Annotated in this window: 18 protein-coding genes; 15 read left to right on the top strand and 3 right to left on the bottom strand. The window is 59.5% G+C overall.

The window, feature by feature from the left end:
• Positions 1-65: 65 nt before the first annotated feature.
• Positions 66-941, bottom strand: a complete 876-nt coding sequence (locus NTD89_RS23440; protein WP_262209954.1) for a helix-turn-helix domain-containing protein — start codon at positions 939-941, stop codon at positions 66-68.
• Between the two features lie 137 nt (positions 942-1,078).
• Here NTD89_RS23440 and NTD89_RS23435 point away from each other — a divergent pair, with 137 nt between their 5' ends.
• Entirely contained in the window at positions 1,079-1,990 is a 912-nt protein-coding gene (locus NTD89_RS23435) for a DMT family transporter (protein WP_242201089.1), read from the top strand.
• 123 nt (positions 1,991-2,113) lie between these two features.
• Here NTD89_RS23435 and norR read toward each other — a convergent pair whose 3' ends face one another.
• Positions 2,114-3,661 carry a nitric oxide reductase transcriptional regulator NorR gene (gene norR / locus NTD89_RS23430; protein WP_145164277.1) on the bottom strand — a complete coding sequence of 516 codons (1,548 nt, stop codon included), beginning with the start codon at positions 3,659-3,661 and terminating at the stop codon, positions 2,114-2,116.
• A gap of 147 nt (positions 3,662-3,808) precedes the next feature.
• On the opposite strand from norR, the gene hmpA reads away from it, so the two are divergent.
• A complete protein-coding gene (gene hmpA, locus NTD89_RS23425; RefSeq protein WP_262209952.1) occupies positions 3,809-4,990 on the top strand; it encodes an NO-inducible flavohemoprotein in 1,182 nt (393 codons plus the stop codon).
• A 220-nt stretch (positions 4,991-5,210) separates the two neighbouring features.
• A complete protein-coding gene (locus tag NTD89_RS23420; RefSeq protein ID WP_145164273.1) occupies positions 5,211-5,717 on the top strand; it encodes a disulfide bond formation protein B in 507 nt (168 codons plus the stop codon).
• A 474-nt stretch (positions 5,718-6,191) separates the two neighbouring features.
• Here NTD89_RS23420 and NTD89_RS29415 read toward each other — a convergent pair whose 3' ends face one another.
• Entirely contained in the window at positions 6,192-6,482 is a 291-nt protein-coding gene (locus NTD89_RS29415) for a hypothetical protein (RefSeq protein WP_145164271.1), read from the bottom strand.
• A gap of 27 nt (positions 6,483-6,509) precedes the next feature.
• Here NTD89_RS29415 and cyoA point away from each other — a divergent pair, with 27 nt between their 5' ends.
• From cyoA to NTD89_RS23360, 12 genes are all read left to right on the top strand, one after another.
• Entirely contained in the window at positions 6,510-7,451 is a 942-nt protein-coding gene (gene cyoA / locus NTD89_RS23415) for a ubiquinol oxidase subunit II (protein WP_119736759.1), read from the top strand.
• A gap of 3 nt (positions 7,452-7,454) precedes the next feature.
• Positions 7,455-9,473: a cytochrome o ubiquinol oxidase subunit I gene (cyoB, locus tag NTD89_RS23410; RefSeq protein WP_145164269.1), complete on the top strand. Its 2,019-nt coding sequence runs from the start codon at positions 7,455-7,457 to the stop codon at positions 9,471-9,473.
• 3 nt (positions 9,474-9,476) lie between these two features.
• Entirely contained in the window at positions 9,477-10,103 is a 627-nt protein-coding gene (locus NTD89_RS23405; RefSeq protein ID WP_056858318.1) for a cytochrome o ubiquinol oxidase subunit III, read from the top strand.
• A complete protein-coding gene (gene cyoD, locus NTD89_RS23400; protein ID WP_010206434.1) occupies positions 10,103-10,444 on the top strand; it encodes a cytochrome o ubiquinol oxidase subunit IV in 342 nt (113 codons plus the stop codon). The genes NTD89_RS23405 and cyoD overlap by 1 nt, the downstream gene beginning before the upstream one ends.
• Before the next feature lie 11 nt (positions 10,445-10,455).
• Positions 10,456-11,343 carry a heme o synthase gene (cyoE, locus tag NTD89_RS23395; RefSeq protein WP_106578233.1) on the top strand — a complete coding sequence of 296 codons (888 nt, stop codon included), beginning with the start codon at positions 10,456-10,458 and terminating at the stop codon, positions 11,341-11,343.
• A gap of 103 nt (positions 11,344-11,446) precedes the next feature.
• Positions 11,447-12,145 carry a 7-cyano-7-deazaguanine synthase QueC gene (gene queC, locus NTD89_RS23390; protein ID WP_106578234.1) on the top strand — a complete coding sequence of 233 codons (699 nt, stop codon included), beginning with the start codon at positions 11,447-11,449 and terminating at the stop codon, positions 12,143-12,145.
• Positions 12,146-12,222: 77 nt separating this feature from the next.
• Positions 12,223-13,308 (top strand): pyridoxal phosphate-dependent aminotransferase, encoded by a 1,086-nt coding sequence (locus NTD89_RS23385; protein WP_262209948.1) that lies wholly within the window; start codon positions 12,223-12,225, stop codon positions 13,306-13,308.
• A 214-nt stretch (positions 13,309-13,522) separates the two neighbouring features.
• A complete protein-coding gene (locus NTD89_RS23380; protein WP_242201075.1) occupies positions 13,523-14,239 on the top strand; it encodes a helix-turn-helix transcriptional regulator in 717 nt (238 codons plus the stop codon).
• Positions 14,240-14,489: 250 nt separating this feature from the next.
• The gene (locus NTD89_RS23375) at positions 14,490-15,560 is read left to right on the top strand and encodes a fatty acid desaturase family protein (RefSeq protein WP_262209946.1); all 1,071 of its coding nucleotides are present in this window, start codon (positions 14,490-14,492) and stop codon (positions 15,558-15,560) included.
• Positions 15,561-15,564: 4 nt separating this feature from the next.
• Positions 15,565-16,536 carry a proline dehydrogenase family protein gene (locus NTD89_RS23370; protein ID WP_262209945.1) on the top strand — a complete coding sequence of 324 codons (972 nt, stop codon included), beginning with the start codon at positions 15,565-15,567 and terminating at the stop codon, positions 16,534-16,536.
• A 13-nt stretch (positions 16,537-16,549) separates the two neighbouring features.
• Positions 16,550-17,800: an ATP-grasp domain-containing protein gene (locus NTD89_RS23365; protein WP_262209944.1), complete on the top strand. Its 1,251-nt coding sequence runs from the start codon at positions 16,550-16,552 to the stop codon at positions 17,798-17,800.
• Positions 17,800-19,002: an MFS transporter gene (locus NTD89_RS23360; RefSeq protein WP_106578240.1), complete on the top strand. Its 1,203-nt coding sequence runs from the start codon at positions 17,800-17,802 to the stop codon at positions 19,000-19,002. Before NTD89_RS23365 ends, NTD89_RS23360 begins: the two co-directional genes overlap by 1 nt.
• Position 19,003 lies beyond the last annotated feature (1 nt).

Raw genomic sequence — 19,003 nt, 5'->3', positions numbered from 1 at the left:
GCTGCGCAGCCCAACGCGGGGCAAGCCCGCTCGCCACGGGGGCGGGGCGGCTGGAGGGGTTGTGTTTAGGCGTGGAAGGCTTGGCGGTATTCGCTGGGTGTGGCGCCCATGGCTTGGCGAAAGCGATGGGTGAAGTGGCTGGCGCTGGAGAAGCCGCACATCCAGGCAATGTCGCTCAGGGGTAGCGTCCCGGCACGCAGCAGGCTTTGAGCGCGGGCCAAGCGTCGCGCCAGCAGGTATTGATGGGGCGGCAGGCCGAAGCTTTGGCGGAACATCCGCGCGAAATGGTATTCGGACAGCGCGCACATCCCGGCCAATTGCCCCAGGCTGATCGGGTCTTCGAGGTGATGGTCGATGTAGTCCACTAACAGCCGGCGCTGATGCGCGGCCAATCCGCCTTTCAAACGCAGACCGTCGCGCGCGCCAACTTGGCTGAGCAAGGTGTGGCTGAGCATTTCATGGGCCAGGCTGCTGGTCAGCAGACGCTCGGCGGGCTCGTGCCAGTTGAGGGCGATCAACTGGTGAAAGCGCCGGGCCTGGCTGGCGTCTTCCAGAAAGGTGCTTTCGCGCAATTGCAATTCGCGCGGTTCGCGGTCCAGCAGGGTGACGCAGCCGAGGGCAAATTGCTCCGGGCTGAAGTACACATGGGCCAGGCGAATTTCACCATTGATCACCCAGGCTGACTGATGCTCGGCCGGCAGGATGCAGAGTTTGTCGGGGCCCCCTTTGGTGCCGGGCTGATCACGGCGAAAGGTGCCGGTGCCGCCGCCGATGTAGCAGGACAAGGTGTGGTGGGTGGGCGCCTGGTAGTCCTGAGCGTCGTGATGGTTGCTCCACAACGCCGCAGACAAGCCGTCACCGAGCTCGGCGCAGGCTTCGAGGCGTGCGTTGGGCGAGCGGTTAAGGGCTTGAAAGACTTGCAGGGATTCCAGCTCTGGCATGGTTGTTCTCTCCGACGCCTTGCATCCTACTCCGCGGCGCGGGTGCTGTGATCCTGCCGCCCGACAAAAGCGCAAGAATGTGCAAGAGCGCGAGCCGGTCTGCGGGCAACACTGTGGCTCAATCGACGGAGCCCGCTATGAACCTTTTCCTGTACTTACTCACCGTGCTGATCTGGGGCACCACCTGGATCGCCCTCAAGTGGCAATTGGGCGTCGTGGCGATTCCCGTGTCGATTGTCTATCGCTTTGGCCTGGCCGCGCTGGTGCTGTTTGCGCTGTTGCTGCTCAGCCGCAAATTGCAGGTGATGAACCGGCGCGGGCACTTGATTTGCCTCGCCCAGGGCGTGTGCCTGTTTTGCGTCAACTTCATGTGCTTTCTGACGGCCAGCCAATGGATTCCCAGTGGCCTGGTGGCGGTGGTGTTTTCCACGGCCACGCTGTGGAATGCCCTCAATGCGCGGGTGTTTTTCGGTCAGCGAGTGGCGCGCAACGTGTTGATGGGCGGCGCGCTTGGATTAATCGGCCTGGGTTTTCTGTTCTGGCCGGAGCTGGTCGGGCACACCGCCAGCCCGCAGACGTTGCTGGGCTTGGGCTTGGCGCTGTTGGGGACGATGTGTTTTTCGGCCGGCAACCTGCTGTCGAGCCTGCAGCAGAAGGCCGGGCTCAAGCCGTTGACCACCAATGCCTGGGGCATGGCCTACGGTTCGGTGATGCTGGCGACCTATTGCGCGGTGCGCGGGATACCGTTCGACATGGATTGGAGTGCGCGTTACGTCGGGGCGCTGTGGTACCTGGTGATTCCGGGGTCGGTGATTGGTTTTACCGCCTACCTCACGTTGGTGGGCCGAATGGGCCCGGAGCGCGCGGCGTATTGCACAGTGCTGTTTCCGGTGGTGGCGCTGAATGTGTCGGCGTTTGCCGAGGGGTATCAGTGGACGGCACCGGCGTTGATGGGGCTGGTGCTGGTGATGCTGGGGAATGTGTTGGTGTTTCGTAAGGTTAAACCGAGCCAGCCTGTGAACCCGATGCTCAAGGCAAAGCAAATCTGATGTGGGCGCTGGCTTGCCGGCGATGGCGGTAAGTGGATGAGCCGGCAGGTACACCGCTATCGCAGGCAAGCCAGCTCCCACATTGGAGCGAGTTGTTCCTGCGTTCGGGCTGGGGTGATCGTCCTATTTGAGACCCAGACGTTTGGCCATGCGGCCGAGGTTGGCGCGGTCGAGTCCCAGTTCGCGGGCGGCGCTGGCCCAGTTGTGCTGGTGGCGCTCCAGGCAGGCGCTGATGACTTGGCGCTGGTAGTGCTCGGTGGCCTGGCGCAGGTCGCCGGTGACAACCGGGGCCACGTCGGCCGGTGCTTCGATTGCCGGCGGCGCGCTGACGTCGGGCAGGTCCAGGTCTTGGGCACTCAGGCTCAGGATCTTCGGACGTTCGCGACAGTTTCCCAGGGCTTTTAGCGCGCTGCGTCCGATCAAATGTTCCAGCTCCCGCACATTGCCCGGCCAGTTGTAAGCCAGCAGCGCCGCCTGCGCGTCGCTGGTCAGGCGCAGGCTGCCCAGGCCCATGCGTGAACGGTTCTGCTCAAGGAAAAAGCCCGCCAGCAATAACACGTCACGCCCGCGTTCACGCAGCGCCGGTACTTGCAGCGGGTACACGCTCAGGCGGTGATAAAAGTCGGCACGGTAGCGGCCGTTGCGCACCTCTTCGGCCAGGTCGCGGTTGGTGGCGGCGATCAGGCGCACGTCCACTTGATGCTCCTTGTCCGAGCCCAGGCGCTGCAGTTGGCCGCTTTGCAGCACGCGCAACAGCTTGGCCTGCACGGTCAGCGACAACTCGCCCACTTCATCCAGAAACAGCGTGCCGCCATTGGCCAATTCGAATTTGCCGCGGCGCTCGTTCAGCGCACCCGTAAAGGCGCCGCGCACATGGCCGAACAGCTCGCTTTCCACCAGGGTTTCCGGGAGTGCGGCGCAGTTGAGGCTGATCAGGGGTTTGTCTGCACGCGGCGACGCGGCGTGGAGGGCCTGGGCGACCAGTTCCTTGCCGACGCCGGTTTCGCCGGTAATCAACACGGTCAGGTCGCTGCCGCCCACCAGCTTGATTTCCTCGACCAGGTGCTTGTGGGCCTTGCTCTGGCCAATCATTTCCTTGTGCTGCTGGCCGCTGGCCTGGCGGTAGATCTCGGCGCGCTGGTGCTCATCGTCGGCGCGCAAGGCCAAGCGCTCGATGCGTTCGGCGACGTTGACGGTGGCCGCTGCCAGGCTGGCGAAGGCTTGCAGGGCGTCGAGTTCGACACGTTCGAAGCGCTCGGTGTCCAGCGCATCAAGGGTCAGCAGGCCCCAGGGTTTGTCGTCGATAAACAGCGGGCAACCCATGCAGTCGTGCACTTGCAGGTGGCCGTGCAGGCCATCGACCAAACCATCGTAAGGGTCTGGCAGTTCGCTGTCGGCGTCAAAGCGGGTAGGGCCGGGGCTGCTCAGCAACACCGCAAAGCGTGGGTGCTCGCTGACCTTGAAGCGTCGGCCGAGGGTGTCGGCGCTCAAACCGTCCACCGCCAACGGCACCAGCCATTCACCGTCCAGGCGCAACAGCGCGGCGGCATCGCACGGCAGCAGCGCGCGCATGGCCTGTAACAGGCGTCGGTAGCGCTCGCCTTCAGGCAGGTCGCGCGACAAGTCGGCAACCAGAGGCAGCAGGGTAGTGAGCAGCGATTGTGCAGTCATAATGACTCCTTGTAGTCCTTATGACTATAAAGCGTAGAAAGTCATATTGACTACACTATATTTAACTCATTGAAAAATAACGGTTTATAAGTTGGCACGAATACTGAGTACCTAAGGGTAATCAGTAAAAAGACCCAGGAGTCTGCCATGCTTAGTGCCCAAGACCGTGCCATCGTCAAATCCACTGTGCCCCTGCTGGAAAGCGGCGGCGAAGCGCTGATCACGCACTTCTACCGCATGATGCTCAGCGAGTACCCGGACGTCCGCCCGCTGTTCAACCAGGCCAATCAGGCCAACGGCGACCAGCCCCGCGCCTTGGCCAATGGCGTGCTGATGTATGCGCGGCATATCGATCAGTTGGACCAGTTGGGCGATCTGGTCGCGAAGATCATCAACAAGCACGTGGCCCTGCAAATCCTGCCGGAGCACTACCCGATTGTGGGGACGTGCCTGCTGCGGGCCATTTCCGAGGTGCTGGGCAGCGAGATTGCCACGCCCGAGGTGCTGAGCGCCTGGGGCGCCGCCTACGGCCAACTGGCCGATATCCTGATTGGCGCCGAAGCCGCCATCTACGACGAAAAGGCCCAGGCCCCGGGCGGCTGGCGCGGTGCGCGGCCGTTCCAGTTGGTCAAGCGCGTGGAGGAGAGCAACGAGATCATTTCGTTCTATTTTGCCCCGGTGGATAACGGCCCGATCCTGGCGGCCGCGCCGGGCCAGTACATCGGCATGAAGCTGATGATCGATGGCGAAGAAGTGCGCCGCAATTATTCCTTGTCGGCCCTGAGCGACGCGGGGCTGTACCGCATCAGCGTCAAGCGCGAGGCCGGTGGGCGAGTCTCCAACTACCTGCATGACCAGATGCACGTCGGCGCGACGCTCGACCTGTTCCCGCCATCGGGCGAATTCACCCTGGTCGCCAGCGACAAGCCACTGGTGCTGATCAGCGGCGGGGTGGGCATCACACCGACGCTGCCGATGCTTGAGGCAGCCCTGGCCACCGAGCGCCCGGTGCACTTTATCCACTGCGCGCGTAACGGCGGGGTGCATGCATTCCGTGACTGGGTCGACGCCCTGGCGGCCAAGCACCCGCAACTCAAACGCTTCTATTGCTACGCAGAAGACGATGGCGTGAGCCCGGCGGCCGACAAAGTCGGGATGCTGAGCCAGGCGCAACTGGCGGCGTGGTTGCCCGAGCAGCGTGACCTTGACGCCTACTTCCTCGGCCCTAAAGGCTTCATGGCAGCGATCAAGCGCCACCTCAAAGCCCTCGGTGTGCCGGACAAACAGGCGCGTTACGAATTCTTCGGCCCGGCAGCGGCCCTGGAATAAGGTTTAACCGGCGCACCGAAGCGGCACCATCGCGGGCAAGCCCGGCTCCCACATGGAAAGGCAATCCACTGTGGGAGCCGGGCTTGCCCGCGATGGCGTCCGCACGGCCGCAACATTCCTCCCGATTAATCCGCCGTTAACCCCTCTCTGTTTTAACCATCCCCTGTGTGTAAACTTGCGGCCATCAGGCACAACCATAATCAGGCAAAGGGAAACGGGGATGAGTGACGAATTGCGTTTAGGCAGGGAGCGGCGCTTTCTGGTGTTGCTGGGCATCATCTGCCTGGCGCTGATTGGCGGTGCGTTGTACATGCAGGTGGTACTGGGCGAGGCGCCATGCCCGCTGTGCATCCTGCAGCGCTACGCCTTGCTGTTGATCGCGGTGTTCGCGTTCCTCGGTGCGGCCATGCGCCGCAAAGGCGCGGTCACCTTCTTTGAAGGGCTGGTGGTCCTCAGCGCCTTGGGCGGCGTGGCTGCGGCCGGCCATCATGTGTACACGCAGTTTTTCCCTGCGGTCAGCTGTGGCATCGATGTCCTGCAGCCGATTGTCGATGACTTGCCGCTGGCCAAAGTCTTTCCACTGGGCTTCCAGGTTGATGGCTTTTGCAGCACGCCATACCCGCCGATCCTTGGCCTGTCCCTGGCACAGTGGGCGCTGGTAGCGTTTGTGCTGACGGTGATCCTGGTTCCGCTGGGCATCTATCGCAATCGCCAACGCACGGCCTGACCCGACCCACTGAAACGCCCTTTTCTTGCTTAATCGAAGGACGGGGTGTTTTTGTATGTAGGGTTTTGTGAAAGGGACGTGACGAAGGGCAACTTGAGGTGCGCGCAGCGTGCGACATGTTGTCACACGGACGCTGTCGCAGGACGTTTCTGACGCGCCGCACCGGCCCATAAATTTGCATAAAACGGCCAAGATGTGCTGTCAGTTCGTCGATTGAGCGGTGCCGCGAACGTCGCACCGTTCGCATCATTCGGTGATGTCCGAATGCCTTGTTTTATGGGGACTTGGATACGTTTTGCATGCCCTTACAAGGTGTAAGGGAAGGGCGCCCTCACGCAATAACACGGCAATTTTTGTGGTTTTTGTTGAGAATCGAACACGATAAGATCCCGAACCTTTGCAAGATTGGTGAAGGATTGTTGCTGGAATCGATAAAAATTATTTCTTTATAAGACATGGTTTATACATCGCTAGCTAACTACAATCGCCCGCACTGAATGTCCGGTGCTGTTCAATATTTGAGCATTGGAGCGGTCGAGGGGCAGATGGATGGCTCTGTGCGACCCCAGGTTCCGGCAGCCTTTCAACTATCCGCACCAAATGGAATTGGTCTGTAACAAGGCCTTTAGCCACGAAATCGAATAAGAACTCACCGCAGGTCCGTGAAACGTCCATGTATGGCGTGCCGGGCAGGCTCTTATTCAATCGAAGAGAAATGCCAACCCTTGGCAGGGTGAAGTGTTGGCGATCAAAACCCAACTGCATTGCGCAAGCTGCTTTAGAGGTCGTGAGATGAGTAAAAACAGGTACCCCCGATTACTAGGCTTTTTGCCGCTGCTTGGCATGTTGTTAATGCTGGGAGGCTGCAAGTGGACCTTGCTCGACCCAAAAGGACAGGTCGGTCTGGATGAACGAAACCTGATCATCACGGCCACCCTGCTGATGCTGCTGGTCGTGGTCCCCGTGATCATCATGACCTTCGCCTTCGCCTGGAAATACCGCGCGTCGAACACCAGCGCTACCTACGCGCCGAAGTGGTCGCACTCCACCAAGATCGAAATCGCAGTGTGGCTGGTGCCGATCCTCATCATCATTGCCCTGGGTTATGTGACCTACAAGTCCACCCACGCACTGGACCCGTACCGTCCGCTGGAATCCGACGTCAAGCCGATCAACATCGAAGTTGTCGCGCTGGACTGGAAGTGGCTGTTCATCTACCCGGACCTGGGTATCGCCACTGTTAACGAAATCCAGTTCCCGGAGCACACTCCGCTGAACTTCAAGATCACCTCCGACGCTGTGATGAACTCGTTCTTCATCCCTGCTCTGGGCGGCCAGATCTACGCGATGGCAGGCATGCAGACCAAGCTGCACCTGATCGCCAACCAGAAAGCTGAAATGGAAGGCATCTCCGCCAACTATAGCGGCGCTGGCTTCACCGGCATGAAATTCAAAGCGATCTCGACGAGCCAGGAAGATTTCGACGCCTGGGTAGCCAAAGTCAAGGCCGCACCTAAACAGCTTGATCAAGCTGAATACGATGCTCTTGCCAAACCAAGCCAGAACAACCCAGCCACTCTGTACTCCGCGTACACGCCGGACCTGTTTCAGAAAATCGTCGACAAGTACGAAGGTATGAAGCCAGGCAAGCCGGTCAAGCACGAGAAGAAAGAAGTGGCCGCGGTTGAAGGTTCTGACACGGGCTCGCATTCAACTGCTGGGGCAGAGGAGTAAACGATGTTTGGTAAATTAAGTTGGGATGCGGTCCCGTTCCACGAGCCGATCGTGATGGTGACCATCGCCATGATCGCGCTGGGTGGTCTGGCACTGTTTGCTGCAATCACGTATTTCAAGAAGTGGACCTACCTGTGGACCGAGTGGTTGACCTCTGTCGACCACAAAAAAATCGGTGTCATGTACGTCATCGTTGCCATGGTCATGCTGCTGCGTGGTTTTGCCGACGCCATCATGATGCGTACCCAGTTGGCCATGGCCACCGAGGGTTCGCCTGGCTACCTGCCGCCTGAACACTATGACCAGATCTTCACCGCTCACGGTGTGATCATGATCATCTTCATGGCGATGCCATTCTTCACCGGCTTGATGAACCTTGCCTTGCCGCTGCAGATCGGTGCGCGTGACGTTGCCTATCCGTTCCTGAACTCCTTGAGCTTCTGGCTGCTGGTTTCCGGCGTGGTACTGATCAACCTGTCCCTGGGCGTCGGCGAATTCGCCAAGACCGGTTGGGTTGCGTATCCGCCGCTGTCGGGCATCCAGTACAGTCCGGGCGTGGGTGTGGACTACTACATCTGGGCGCTACAGTTATCAGGACTCGGGACGACACTGACGGGGGTCAACTTCCTGGCCACCGTCCTGAAAATGCGCGCCCCTGGCATGAAACTGATGGACATGCCGATCTTCACCTGGACCTGCACCTGGGCCAACGTCCTGATCGTGGCTTCGTTCCCGATCCTGGCCGCTACCATGGCGCTGCTGTCGCTTGACCGTTACCTGGATTTCCACATTTTCACCAATGAACTTGGTGGCAATCCGATGATGTACGTGAACCTGTTCTGGGCATGGGGTCACCCTGAGGTGTACATCCTGATCCTGCCAGCGTTCGGTATCTTCTCTGAAGTGATCTCGACCTTTACCGGCAAGCGCCTGTTCGGTCACCACTCGATGGTTTACGCATCGGGCGCGATCTCTGTACTGGGCTTCATGGTGTGGCTGCACCACTTCTTCACCATGGGCTCGGGGGCCAGCGTCAACGCCTTCTTCGGCCTGGCGACGATGCTGATTTCCATCCCGACGGGGGTGAAGCTATTCAACTGGCTATTCACCATCTACCACGGCCGTCTGCGTATCACCAGCCAGGTTCTGTGGACCCTGGGCTTCATGGTGACCTTCGCAATCGGCGGTATGACCGGCGTACTGCTGGCCATCCCGGGTGCTGACTTCGTACTGCACAACAGCCTGTTCGTGATCGCTCACTTCCACAACGTGATCATCGGTGGTGCTGTATTCGGTTACATCGCTGGTTTCAGCTTCTACTTCCCGAAAGCGTTCGGCTTCAAGCTGCACGAAGGCTGGGGCAAAGCTGCATTCTGGTTCTGGATCTCGGGCTTCTTCGTCGCGTTCATGCCGCTCTATGCACTGGGCTTCATGGGCATGACCCGTCGTCTGAACGCCACCACCAACCCTGAGTGGGTGCCGTACCTGTACGTCGCCATGTTCGGTGCGTTGATGATCGCTGCCGGTATCGCCTGCCAGCTGATCCAGCTGTACGTGAGTATCCGTGACCGTAAGCAGAACGCTTGCGAATCCGGCGACCCATGGAATGGCCACACCCTGGAATGGTCGACCTCGTCGCCACCTCCGTTCTACAACTTCGCTGTGATTCCTACTGCGAACACGATCGATGCGTTCACCGAAGCGAAGGAAGACGGTACTGCGTACCAGCAACCCAAGCATTACGAGCCGATCCACATGCCGAACAACACCGCCACTGGCGTGGTGATGGGCGCGCTGTTGACCGTGTTCGGTTTCGCGATGATCTGGCACATCTGGTGGCTGGCAATCGTGGGCCTGGCAGGCACCATCGGTTACTTCATCATTCACGCTGCCCGTGATGATCAAGGCTACATGGTGCCGGTCGAAACGATCGAGCGCATCGAAGCCGAGCAACACGCTCGCCTGGTAGCCGAGAAGAAAATCCCGGCCAACCGTGTAGAAACCTCGTTGGAACAGGCTTAAACCATGTCGAACTTAGTGACCAATGCTGGACACGCCCATGTCGATGACCATGGGCACGATGACCATCACCACGACTCGGGGCCAATGACCGTATTCGGTTTCTGGCTCTACTTGATGACCGACTGCATCTTGTTTGCGTCGATCTTCGCGGTGTACGCGGTACTGGTAAACAACGTAGCGGGTGGCCCGTCGGGCCACGACATCTTCGAACTGCCTTACGTGCTCGGCGAAACCGCCTTGCTGTTGTTCAGTTCGATCACCTACGGCTTCGCCATGCTGGCCTTCTACAAGGGCAGCAAGAAAGGCGTACTGAGCTGGTTGGCACTGACCTTCCTGTTCGGCCTGGGCTTCATCGGCATGGAGATCAACGAGTTCCACCTGCTGATCTCCGAAGGCTACGGCCCGCACCGTTCCGGCTTCCTGTCCGCGTTCTTCACGCTGGTAGGCACCCACGGTCTGCACGTATCTGCCGGCCTGCTGTGGATGGCGGTGATGATGTATCAGGTCAATAAACACGGCCTGACCAACACCAACAAGACTCGCCTGAGCTGCCTGAGCCTGTTCTGGCACTTCCTGGACGTGGTCTGGATCTGCGTCTTCACCGTTGTTTACCTGATGGGGACCCTGTAATGGCTAATGCACACTCCCATGACCATGACAGCCATGATGCGAGCCACGGCAGCGTCAAGTCGTACGCCATCGGCTTCATCCTGTCGGTAATCCTGACGCTCATCCCGTTTGGTCTGGTGATGTACCCGACCCTGCCGAAGTCCATCACGTTGATGATCGTTCTGGCGTTCGCGGTGATTCAGGTTCTGGTTCACCTGGTGTACTTCCTGCACCTGGATCGTTCCAAAGAGCAGCGCGATAACGTGATTGCGTTTGTGTTCGCAGGCCTTGTGATCCTGCTGCTGGTTGGTCTGTCGATATGGATCATGTTCAGCATCCACACGTTCATGATGGCGAAGTGAGGTAAGACCCGATGTCGCTTAAGCACTTTATCCAAATCACCAAACCGGGGATCATTTTCGGTAACGTGCTTTCTGTGGCAGGCGGTTTCTTCCTGGCCTCCAAGGGACATGTCGATCTGGCCATCTTCCTGGCTGCAATGATCGGCACCTCCCTGGTGGTAGCTTCCGGTTGTGTATTCAACAACTGCATTGACCGCGACATCGATATCAAGATGGAACGCACCAAGAACCGCGTGCTGGTCCAGGGCCTTATCTCCCTGAAACTGGCACTGCTGTTCGCGACCGTCCTGGGTGTTGCCGGCGTCGTGTTGTTGTACAAGGTGGCCAACCCGTTGGCGGCGCTGTTTGCCGTGATCGGCTTTGTCATCTACGTCGGCCTTTACAGCCTGTACCTCAAGCGCAAGTCGGTTCACGGCACGCTGGTGGGCAGTCTGTCGGGGGCGATGCCGCCGGTGATTGGTTATGTGGCTGTGACCAATAGCTTCGACATGGCCGCGCTGGTGCTGCTGGTGATGTTCAGCCTGTGGCAGATGCCGCACTCTTATGCCATCGCGATTTTCCGCTTCAATGACTACCTGGCTGCGTCGATTCCGGTTCTGCCGGTCAAGCGTGGCATCCAGGTGGCCAAGAAACACATCCTGCTCTACATCCTGGCCTTCCTCGTGGCGACCTTGATGTTGACCTTCAGTGGCTATGCCGGCATGAGCTACCTCGCCGTCGCTGCCGCGATGGGCATGTACTGGTTGTACATGGCCTGGACCGGCTACAAGGCGGTGGATGACACCGTCTGGGCGCGCAAGCTGTTCGTGTTCTCGATCTTCACCATCACCGCGCTCAGCGTGATGATGTCCCTGGATTTCCAGGTACCGAAAGAGCTGTTGCTGACCTACGCACACTGAGTCATCGAGCAGTAAAAAACCCCGCCTTCGCAAGAAGCGCGGGGTTTTTTATGGAGTGGCCTTTAAACTATTCCCGAATTCTACAAATGCAGGAAGCAAACCGATGAGTAAAAAAGCCGTTATCGTATTCAGTGGCGGGCAGGACTCGACGACTTGTCTGATCCAGGCACTGCCGCTGTATGACGAAGTTCACTGCATTACCTTCGACTATGGCCAGCGCCATGTGGCAGAAATCGAGGTCGCCCAGAAGCTTGCCAAGCAGTTGGGCGCTACCGTTCATAAAGTCATGGACGTGTCCCTGCTCAACGAGTTGGCCATCAGCAGCCTGACCCGCGACAACATCCCGGTGCCGACCGTGAACAGTTCAGGCGACAGCCTGCCCAGCACCTTTGTGCCGGGTCGCAATATTCTGTTTCTGACCCTGGCGTCGATCTACGCCTATCAGGTAAAGGCGCAGACCGTCATTACCGGGGTGTGCGAAACCGATTTCTCAGGCTATCCCGATTGCCGCGATGAGTTCGTCAAAGCGCTGAACAAGGCGCTTGAACTGGGCATGGAGTACACACTGCGCCTGGACACCCCGCTGATGTGGCTGAACAAGGCCGAAACCTGGGCCCTGGCGGATTACCATAATCAGTTGGACCTGGTTCAGCACCAGACCCTGACCTGCTACAACGGCATCCTCGGCAGCGGTTGCGGTAACTGTGATGCATGCAACTTGCGGGCTCGCGGCCTGAATGACTACCTGCAGAACAAGGCCGATGTGATGCACAGCCTCAAGCAGAAGTTGCAGCTGAACTAAATCAGCCCACACCTGCCTCGTCATACTCCTCTGTACGTGCTGTGCGAATCCAACACACGACTACAAGGAGTAGTTCCATGGTCACCGTAAGTCGTCGGTCACTTCTCGCCTTTGGCGCGGCCTTGCCGGTGCTGGGGCGCCTGGATTGGGCGGTGGCCAGCCCGCCGCCGGCACCCGCTGACAAGGTGCGGCTCAATTACAACGAAAGCCCCTACGGCCCCTCAGGCGCTGCCCGTGAGGCGATGCAGCGCGGGGTGGCCATCTCCGGGCGGTATCCCTATGGCCACATGTACGCCTTGGCTGGGCTGTTTGCCCAGCAGCAGGGCATCGACGAAGAACAGGTCGCCGTGTTTGCCGGCTCCATGGCCGCGTTGCGCTATGCCGTGCTGGCGTTTACCAGCCAAACACGCGGGCTGGTGATGGGCACGCCGTCCTACGAAGTACCGCGCCAGGCCGCCGAGTCGTGGAAGGCGCCGGTGCGCGAAGTGAGCCTCAATGCCGAGCATGCGCACGACGTGCCGGCCATGCTTGCCGCCGACCCGCAGGCGGGCATGCTGTACCTGTGCAACCCCAACAACCCTACCGGCACCCTGACGCCAACCGAGGCGATCCGCCAGGCGTTGGCGAACAAGCCCAAAGGCAGCGTGCTGGTGGTGGACGAGGCGTACATCGACTTCTCTGATGCGCCGAGCTGCGTGAGCTGGGTCAAGGACCACGACGATTTGCTGGTGCTGCGCACCTTCTCGAAAATCTACGGCATGGCCGGCGCGCGCCTGGGCTTGGCGATTGGCCACCCCGCGCTGCTGGCACGGCTGGCGGTGTTTGGCGGCGACAACGTGCCAGCCGCCTCCACCTTGCTCGGGGCCCGGGCGAGCCTGGAAGACGTCAAGCTGCTGCCCCACCGCAAGGCGCTCAACGCGCAGTTGCGGGATGAGACCGTGGCGTGGCTGAAGGGGCGGGGGTTTGCCTGCACCGCGTCGCACAGCAACTGCTTCATGATCGACGTGAAGCAACCGGCCCAACAGGTCATCGAAAAGCTCGCAGCACACAATGTGTTGATCGGGCGGGTCTGGAAAGACTGGCCGCAATGGGTACGGGTGACGGTGGGCAGTCAGCAGGAGATGCAGCGGTTTCGCGAAGTATTTGCCGCGCAGGTGGCCTGAGCCTGGGCGCTCGGCAGCGCAAATGGCCACTGCGTGCTGATGGTCGGCTCGGCCCAGGAAGCACTGGACAAGGCCTGTACGGCATGTTTCATTCTTGTCTTTGTGTAGAGATATTTCCTACAGTATGGGTCGACTCTGACCAGAGGCTTCGGGATTGAAGCGTTCCCGTCAGAGCATTAGCCTCATACGTTGTCACTCATCAGGGACGATATTCATGCGAAGCGATGGCCAATCCAGCAACACCATGTCCATACAGCCCGCCGATGTGCGCCAATTGCTCGATGCCGAACTGACCCGGCGCGGCCTGGGGCACTTCGAGGTGTATCAGTGTGGGCCGACACTGGATGAAGCAGAGATCATCACCAATTACCCCGACGCGCTGGACCGCTCCGACTCGGCGGACGATTTTTACCAGCGTGGCCAACTGCTGTCCTTGTCCAAGGAGCGGGTCAAACCTTTTTTCTGGAGCGATGAAAACATCCTCGCGCCTGCCGCAGAAGCGGTGCCGGTGCCTGGGCCCTGTGCACCGGTGGGCGAGGGCGCGAGCTTTATCGTGCATGGCAACCGCGGCTTTTACTCGATCCTCAACCTGTGCAGCTTCGGTGAAGACCAACAGTTTCGCGACACGGTGTTGGCCAACAAAAGTGAGCTGCAGATGCTGCTGGTCTCGGTCTACGACGAGGCCCTCGAAAGCTGCGCCACGGTCGCACCTGCGCCGATACAGGAAACGGTACTGACCCCACGAGAAACCGAAGTGTTGTCCTGGACCAGCCTGGGCAAGACCTACAACGAAATAGCCGTCCTGACCTCAATGAGCCCGCGTACCGTCAAGTTTCATATGAAGAATATCTTCAGCAAGCTGGACGTTACCAACGGCAAGTCGGCGATTCGCAAGGCCCTGAACCTGGGGTACATCCGCGAAAAGGCCTGATCTACAGGCTTCCCTCCTCATAAACGCTACGCTCGCCGGTGATTTTTCAGCGGCGAGTCTACGCGTGCGCCTCGTCGCAGCCTACCTGTCTAAAAGGGCAGCTTGTTCGCCATCGAGCGGTGCTTTAGTTTTTTTTGCAGCCGATGAGTCTAGCTCAGGCAAAAAAAACAATAGCCGCACCACCTGAAAAAATTCCTTTGCCCAGCAATGAGACGGGTGTTGCAGCGTGCCGCTTAATTATGGAGTGATTATGCTGGTCGATAAAAACAAAGAATCTGCTGGCGAATACGCCGCGGGCATTTCCCGTGAAACCTTCGGAATGCTCAAGCACCTGTGCAAAAAAGATAACTATCACTGGGCCATCGCGTTGGGTAAGGATTACGCAATCATTGCCTTTGCCATCTACCTGTCCTTGGGCATCAGCTACTGGTTCTACCCGGTTTCGCTGTTTCTGATCGGCACCACGCAACGCGCCCTGGCGAATGTGCTGCACGAGTCAGCGCACAAGATGCTGGCCAAGAACCGCGTGATCAATTGGATCTCCGGCACGTTTCTCTCCGGCTACCTGATCTTCCACCTGCATCAGTCCTACAGCACGTCGCACATCAAGAATCACCACGTGCACCTGGGCGATCCGGAAAAAGACCCTGACTACGCCTTCCACCTGCAGTGCGGCCTGTACGACGTCCAGCAAAGTGAACGTGAGTTCTTCCTCAAGAACGTTTTGCTGGCGCTGTCCGGCTACCGGACCGTGCAGTACATCCGGTACATCATCAAAGACCGCGTCAAAGCCCAGGGTGCGGATAAAACCATCCGCAACGAACGCATCATGCTGTGGGCTTACTGGGCGGTGATCTTCGCCGTCGCCGCCTGGTTCGGTGTTGTCGCGCAACTGTTGCTGTTCTGGCTGGTGCCGCTGTTCACCACCGCCGTGGCCGTGGGCTGGATCATCGAGTTGGCCGAGCATTACCCATTGCCGGCTGCTGAGACCGAGAAGCTGCTGCTCACCCGCAATCGCAAGGGCAACGCCCTGGAGAACTTCTTCTTCGGCCGCCATGACGACAACTACCACCTCGTGCACCACCTGCACCCGGCCATTCCTCACTGGAACATGCGCAAGGCTCATGAGCTGCTGATGTCGCACCCGGAATACGCGCGTTGGGACAACCTGTGGGCGGGCATCTTTACCCGTGACCGCCATGGCCGCCACAAGGAAACCATGCTCAGTTACGCGGCCAAGTTTCGTGCTCACAAGATTGCCAACCACACTGATGATTCGAGCTTCGCACGTCGGATGCTGAACCAGGCCTACGGGGTTTAACGCCATGAATGACATCGACAACAGCCTGCTGGCGACCCTGGCCCTGAAGAAACTGGCGGCGAACAAGACGTACCGCGACCTGTTCCTGGCCAGTGACACGCTGCGCGACTTCCTGCGCCCGGCCGCCTTGCGCTACATCATTTCCGAAGACCGCCTGGAGATGCTCGACAAGCTGGCCGCCCTGCAAGGCAAAGGCTATCGCACCGGCGTCGAATACGTTGGTGAAGAGGCCACCACCCTGGCCGAGGTGACCACGGCCACCGACGAATACTTGAAGCTGATCGACCTGATGGCGCTGCACCCCACGCTGGCCGAGCCACCACAGCTGGGTTTTGACCTGTCCAACGTCGGCACGATCATTTCCCGTGAACTGGCGATCGAGAACTGCTCGAAGATCCTTGCCCATGCAGCCGACAAGGAGGTCGGTGTGATCCTAAGCATGGAGCGGTCCCAGTGGACCGACTCGATCCTGGATATCTTCATGCACCTGAGTGCGCGTTTTCCCAACTTGGGTATCACCCTGCAGGCGCAGTTGAACCGTACGCCCGATGACCTGGGGGAAGTCCTCGCAACGGGCTGCAAAGTGCGCCTGGTCAAGGGCGTCTATGCAGAGCCTGCTGCTATTGCCTTGCCGCGCGGTGCGCAACTGAACGAGCGTTACCTGGGGCTGTTGGACCGCATCAACGGCGCCAGCACGAACTACGCGTTCGCCACCCAAGACCCGTTGCTGGTGAAGGAGATTCTCGCCAGCGGGATTGCCAGCCGAGGCGAGCTGGAGATGCTGCACGGCGTGCGCCCCGAGCTGATCAAGGCGGTCAAGGACCAAGGTCAGGTCAAGACGCGTGTTTCAGCGGTCTACGGCACCAACTGGTACCTGCACCTGCTGCACCGCGTGGCCGAGTTCCCACAGAATATTTTTCTGGCACTGGATGACGTGGCCTCGCCACGGCCTTCCGAAACCGCCAATCACTACTGAAAAGGACATTCTCATGAAGCAGTACGTCGCGTTGGTCGATGTCTATTCGAGCGGTAACTTTTTGCCGCAGTTCTTCCATGAGGCGGGCATCGGCCTGATCCATGTGCAGAGCACGCCGGAACTGATGCCGAGCATGCTGGGGCCGAACCTTTCGGAGTTCGAACACAACCTGATTTTCAACGGCAACCCCGAAGACGTCGTGCGTCGCCTGCGTGAGTTCAACGTGATTGCCGTGATCGCCGGCCAGGAACCCGGCGTGCCGTTCGCTGACTACTTGAGTGAACAGCTGCAACTGCCGTCTTCCAACGGCAGTGCCGGTTCCCGGGCACGTCGCGACAAGTTCGAGATGATCAACAAAGTGGCCGCCGCCGGCCTGCTGACCGCGCGGCAAATCAAGTCCGCCCACCCTGCCGAGCTGCTGGCCTGGGTGCAGGACGGCCAAGTGTTCCCTTGCGTAATCAAACCGCTGAGCTCGGCTTCAACCGACGGCGTGTCGATCTGCCACAACGTCGACGACGTGAAACGCGCCTGCGAGGAAGTGGTGTCCAACCTGGATATCTTCGGCCTGGCCAATACCGAAATTCTTTGTCAGTCCTACCTCAAGGGCCCGGAGTACATCGTCGACACGGTCAGCCGTGACGGGCAGACCTATGTCTGCGGTATCTGGCGCTATGTGAAGCGTGAGATCAGCGGTGGCAAGAACATCTACGACCGCGACGTGCTGATTGCTCCGGACAGCGCCGAGGCCAACGTGCTGGTGGACTACATCGTGCAGGTGCTCAAGGCGCTGGGAATCAACAACGGCCCGGCCCATTCGGAAGTGATCCTCACCGAGGCCGGCCCTGCGCTGGTGGAAGTAGGCGCACGCTTGAATGGCAACATGGAACCCAGGTTCCATGACATCAGCCTGGGCGGCAACCAGGCGCAGCTCACCTACCTGGCGTACTGCGACGGTGAGGCGTTCAAAGCCGGTTATGCCGGCAAGCGCTACCACAAGCTCAAGGAAGCCTGTGTGATCAATACCGATACCACCTTGCAAGGTGAGGTCACCGGCTTCAATGACGCCGCCATCCACCTGATCGAGGCATTGCCCTCGGTGCATAAACTGAGTGTCAAATACAAGGCTGGCAAGTTGATGAAAAAGACCGTGGACCTGCTCAGCAGCCCGCTGCGCGTGTTCCTGGTATCGGAAAACCAGCGCGATATCGACAAGGACTATGAGCAGATCCGCCAGTACAAAGACAACGTTTACGTGATCCGCTGATGATGGGCACCTATCGCGCGTTACGCGGGCTCAACGGTCGGTTGCAGTCGCTGTTCCTGATTACCCTGGTGTTCCGCATGGGCACCATGGCGTTCCCTTTCTATGCGGCGTACCTGATTCATCAGCACGCCGTGTCGGCGGGCACGGCTGGCTTGCTGGTCGGGGTGTACGGCGCGGGTGCGCTGTTTGTGGACTTGATCATCGGCGCGGTGATCAAGCGGTTTTCCGCCAACCGGGTGATCCTCGGTTCGTTGCTGCTCAATGCCGTGCTGTTGCTGATCATTCCTTCAGTGGACAACACGGCCGCGCTGTTTGTGTTGTCGTTTCTGTGGGGCGCCTGTTACGAGGCGTTCACGCCGGCGACGTTCTCCGAAACCGTCACCCACAGCAGCAGTGAGACGCGCAAAGTGGCGTTCTCCTGCAACCGTCTGGCCATCAACATCGGCATGGCCATCGGGCCATTGTTGGGCAGTCTGATTTTCCTCAGCAACGCCGACGCGGTGTTCTACCTCAACGCCGCATTGTCGTTGGTCTCGTTCGTCGCTTGCCTGCGGTTTGGACGCGCGGTTCCGGTGGCGCCGGTGACCACGCTCGCCGGCAAGGGCAATGGCTTGCCGGAGAGCGCGCCGCATGAGCGGTCGCGGTTGCTGGTGATCCTGTTGGCGGCATTGCCGGTGCACATCGCCTACGCGTTGCCGCCGACGTTCCTGTCGGCCTACATCATCAATTACACCGAGTTGCCGGCTTACTACGTCGGCATCATTTTCTTTATCAATGCATTGTTGGTGATTCTGTTCGAGGTACCGATCAACCAACGCATGTCGCACCTGTCGAGCAGCCGCTCGTTGGTGGCCGGTTTCCTGGTGGCCGGCGTGGGGTTTTTCCTGATGGGGTTCAGTCACATCGGCGCGTTGCTGCTGGTGGCCACTGTGCTCTGGAGCCTGGGCGAAATGATCGTGTTTCCCGGCATCACCCACTACGTCAGCAGTATTTCCAGTCGCCATACCGTGGACCGCAACCTCGGTTACTACTCGGCGGGCGTCAACATCGGGGTCATGATCACCCCGTCGCTGGCGTTCATGTTGGTGTCCCAGCCGTCCTTGCCTTCGCCGTGGCTGCTGGCCGGCACCGTATTGCTGCTGTTCGCGGTGGCGGTGGGCGTGATGAAAAGCTCGACACTTTTGTGGAACAAGGAAGCGTGAA

Source organism: Pseudomonas sp. 14P_5.3_Bac1 (genome assembly GCF_025466135.1).
Classification (GTDB): Bacteria; Pseudomonadota; Gammaproteobacteria; order Pseudomonadales; family Pseudomonadaceae; genus Aquipseudomonas.
Note: the sequence above shows the minus strand (reverse complement) of the source record. Positions and strands in the feature narration are given on the sequence as shown.

Excerpts from the sequence above, each read along its gene's own strand:
- NTD89_RS23440 (WP_262209954.1), bottom strand. The coding sequence starts at position 941 with ATGCCAGAGCTGGAATCCCTGCAAGTCTTTCAAGCCCTTAACCGCTCG.
- NTD89_RS23435 (WP_242201089.1), top strand. The coding sequence starts at position 1,079 with ATGAACCTTTTCCTGTACTTACTCACCGTGCTGATCTGGGGCACCACC.
- norR (WP_145164277.1), bottom strand. The coding sequence starts at position 3,661 with ATGACTGCACAATCGCTGCTCACTACCCTGCTGCCTCTGGTTGCCGAC.
- hmpA (WP_262209952.1), top strand. The coding sequence starts at position 3,809 with ATGCTTAGTGCCCAAGACCGTGCCATCGTCAAATCCACTGTGCCCCTG.
- NTD89_RS23420 (WP_145164273.1), top strand. The coding sequence starts at position 5,211 with ATGAGTGACGAATTGCGTTTAGGCAGGGAGCGGCGCTTTCTGGTGTTG.
- NTD89_RS29415 (WP_145164271.1), bottom strand. The coding sequence starts at position 6,482 with ATGCAGTTGGGTTTTGATCGCCAACACTTCACCCTGCCAAGGGTTGGC.
- cyoA (WP_119736759.1), top strand. The coding sequence starts at position 6,510 with ATGAGTAAAAACAGGTACCCCCGATTACTAGGCTTTTTGCCGCTGCTT.
- cyoB (WP_145164269.1), top strand. The coding sequence starts at position 7,455 with ATGTTTGGTAAATTAAGTTGGGATGCGGTCCCGTTCCACGAGCCGATC.
- NTD89_RS23405 (WP_056858318.1), top strand. The coding sequence starts at position 9,477 with ATGTCGAACTTAGTGACCAATGCTGGACACGCCCATGTCGATGACCAT.
- cyoD (WP_010206434.1), top strand. The coding sequence starts at position 10,103 with ATGGCTAATGCACACTCCCATGACCATGACAGCCATGATGCGAGCCAC.
- cyoE (WP_106578233.1), top strand. The coding sequence starts at position 10,456 with ATGTCGCTTAAGCACTTTATCCAAATCACCAAACCGGGGATCATTTTC.
- queC (WP_106578234.1), top strand. The coding sequence starts at position 11,447 with ATGAGTAAAAAAGCCGTTATCGTATTCAGTGGCGGGCAGGACTCGACG.
- NTD89_RS23385 (WP_262209948.1), top strand. The coding sequence starts at position 12,223 with ATGGTCACCGTAAGTCGTCGGTCACTTCTCGCCTTTGGCGCGGCCTTG.
- NTD89_RS23380 (WP_242201075.1), top strand. The coding sequence starts at position 13,523 with ATGCGAAGCGATGGCCAATCCAGCAACACCATGTCCATACAGCCCGCC.
- NTD89_RS23375 (WP_262209946.1), top strand. The coding sequence starts at position 14,490 with ATGCTGGTCGATAAAAACAAAGAATCTGCTGGCGAATACGCCGCGGGC.
- NTD89_RS23370 (WP_262209945.1), top strand. The coding sequence starts at position 15,565 with ATGAATGACATCGACAACAGCCTGCTGGCGACCCTGGCCCTGAAGAAA.
- NTD89_RS23365 (WP_262209944.1), top strand. The coding sequence starts at position 16,550 with ATGAAGCAGTACGTCGCGTTGGTCGATGTCTATTCGAGCGGTAACTTT.
- NTD89_RS23360 (WP_106578240.1), top strand. The coding sequence starts at position 17,800 with ATGATGGGCACCTATCGCGCGTTACGCGGGCTCAACGGTCGGTTGCAG.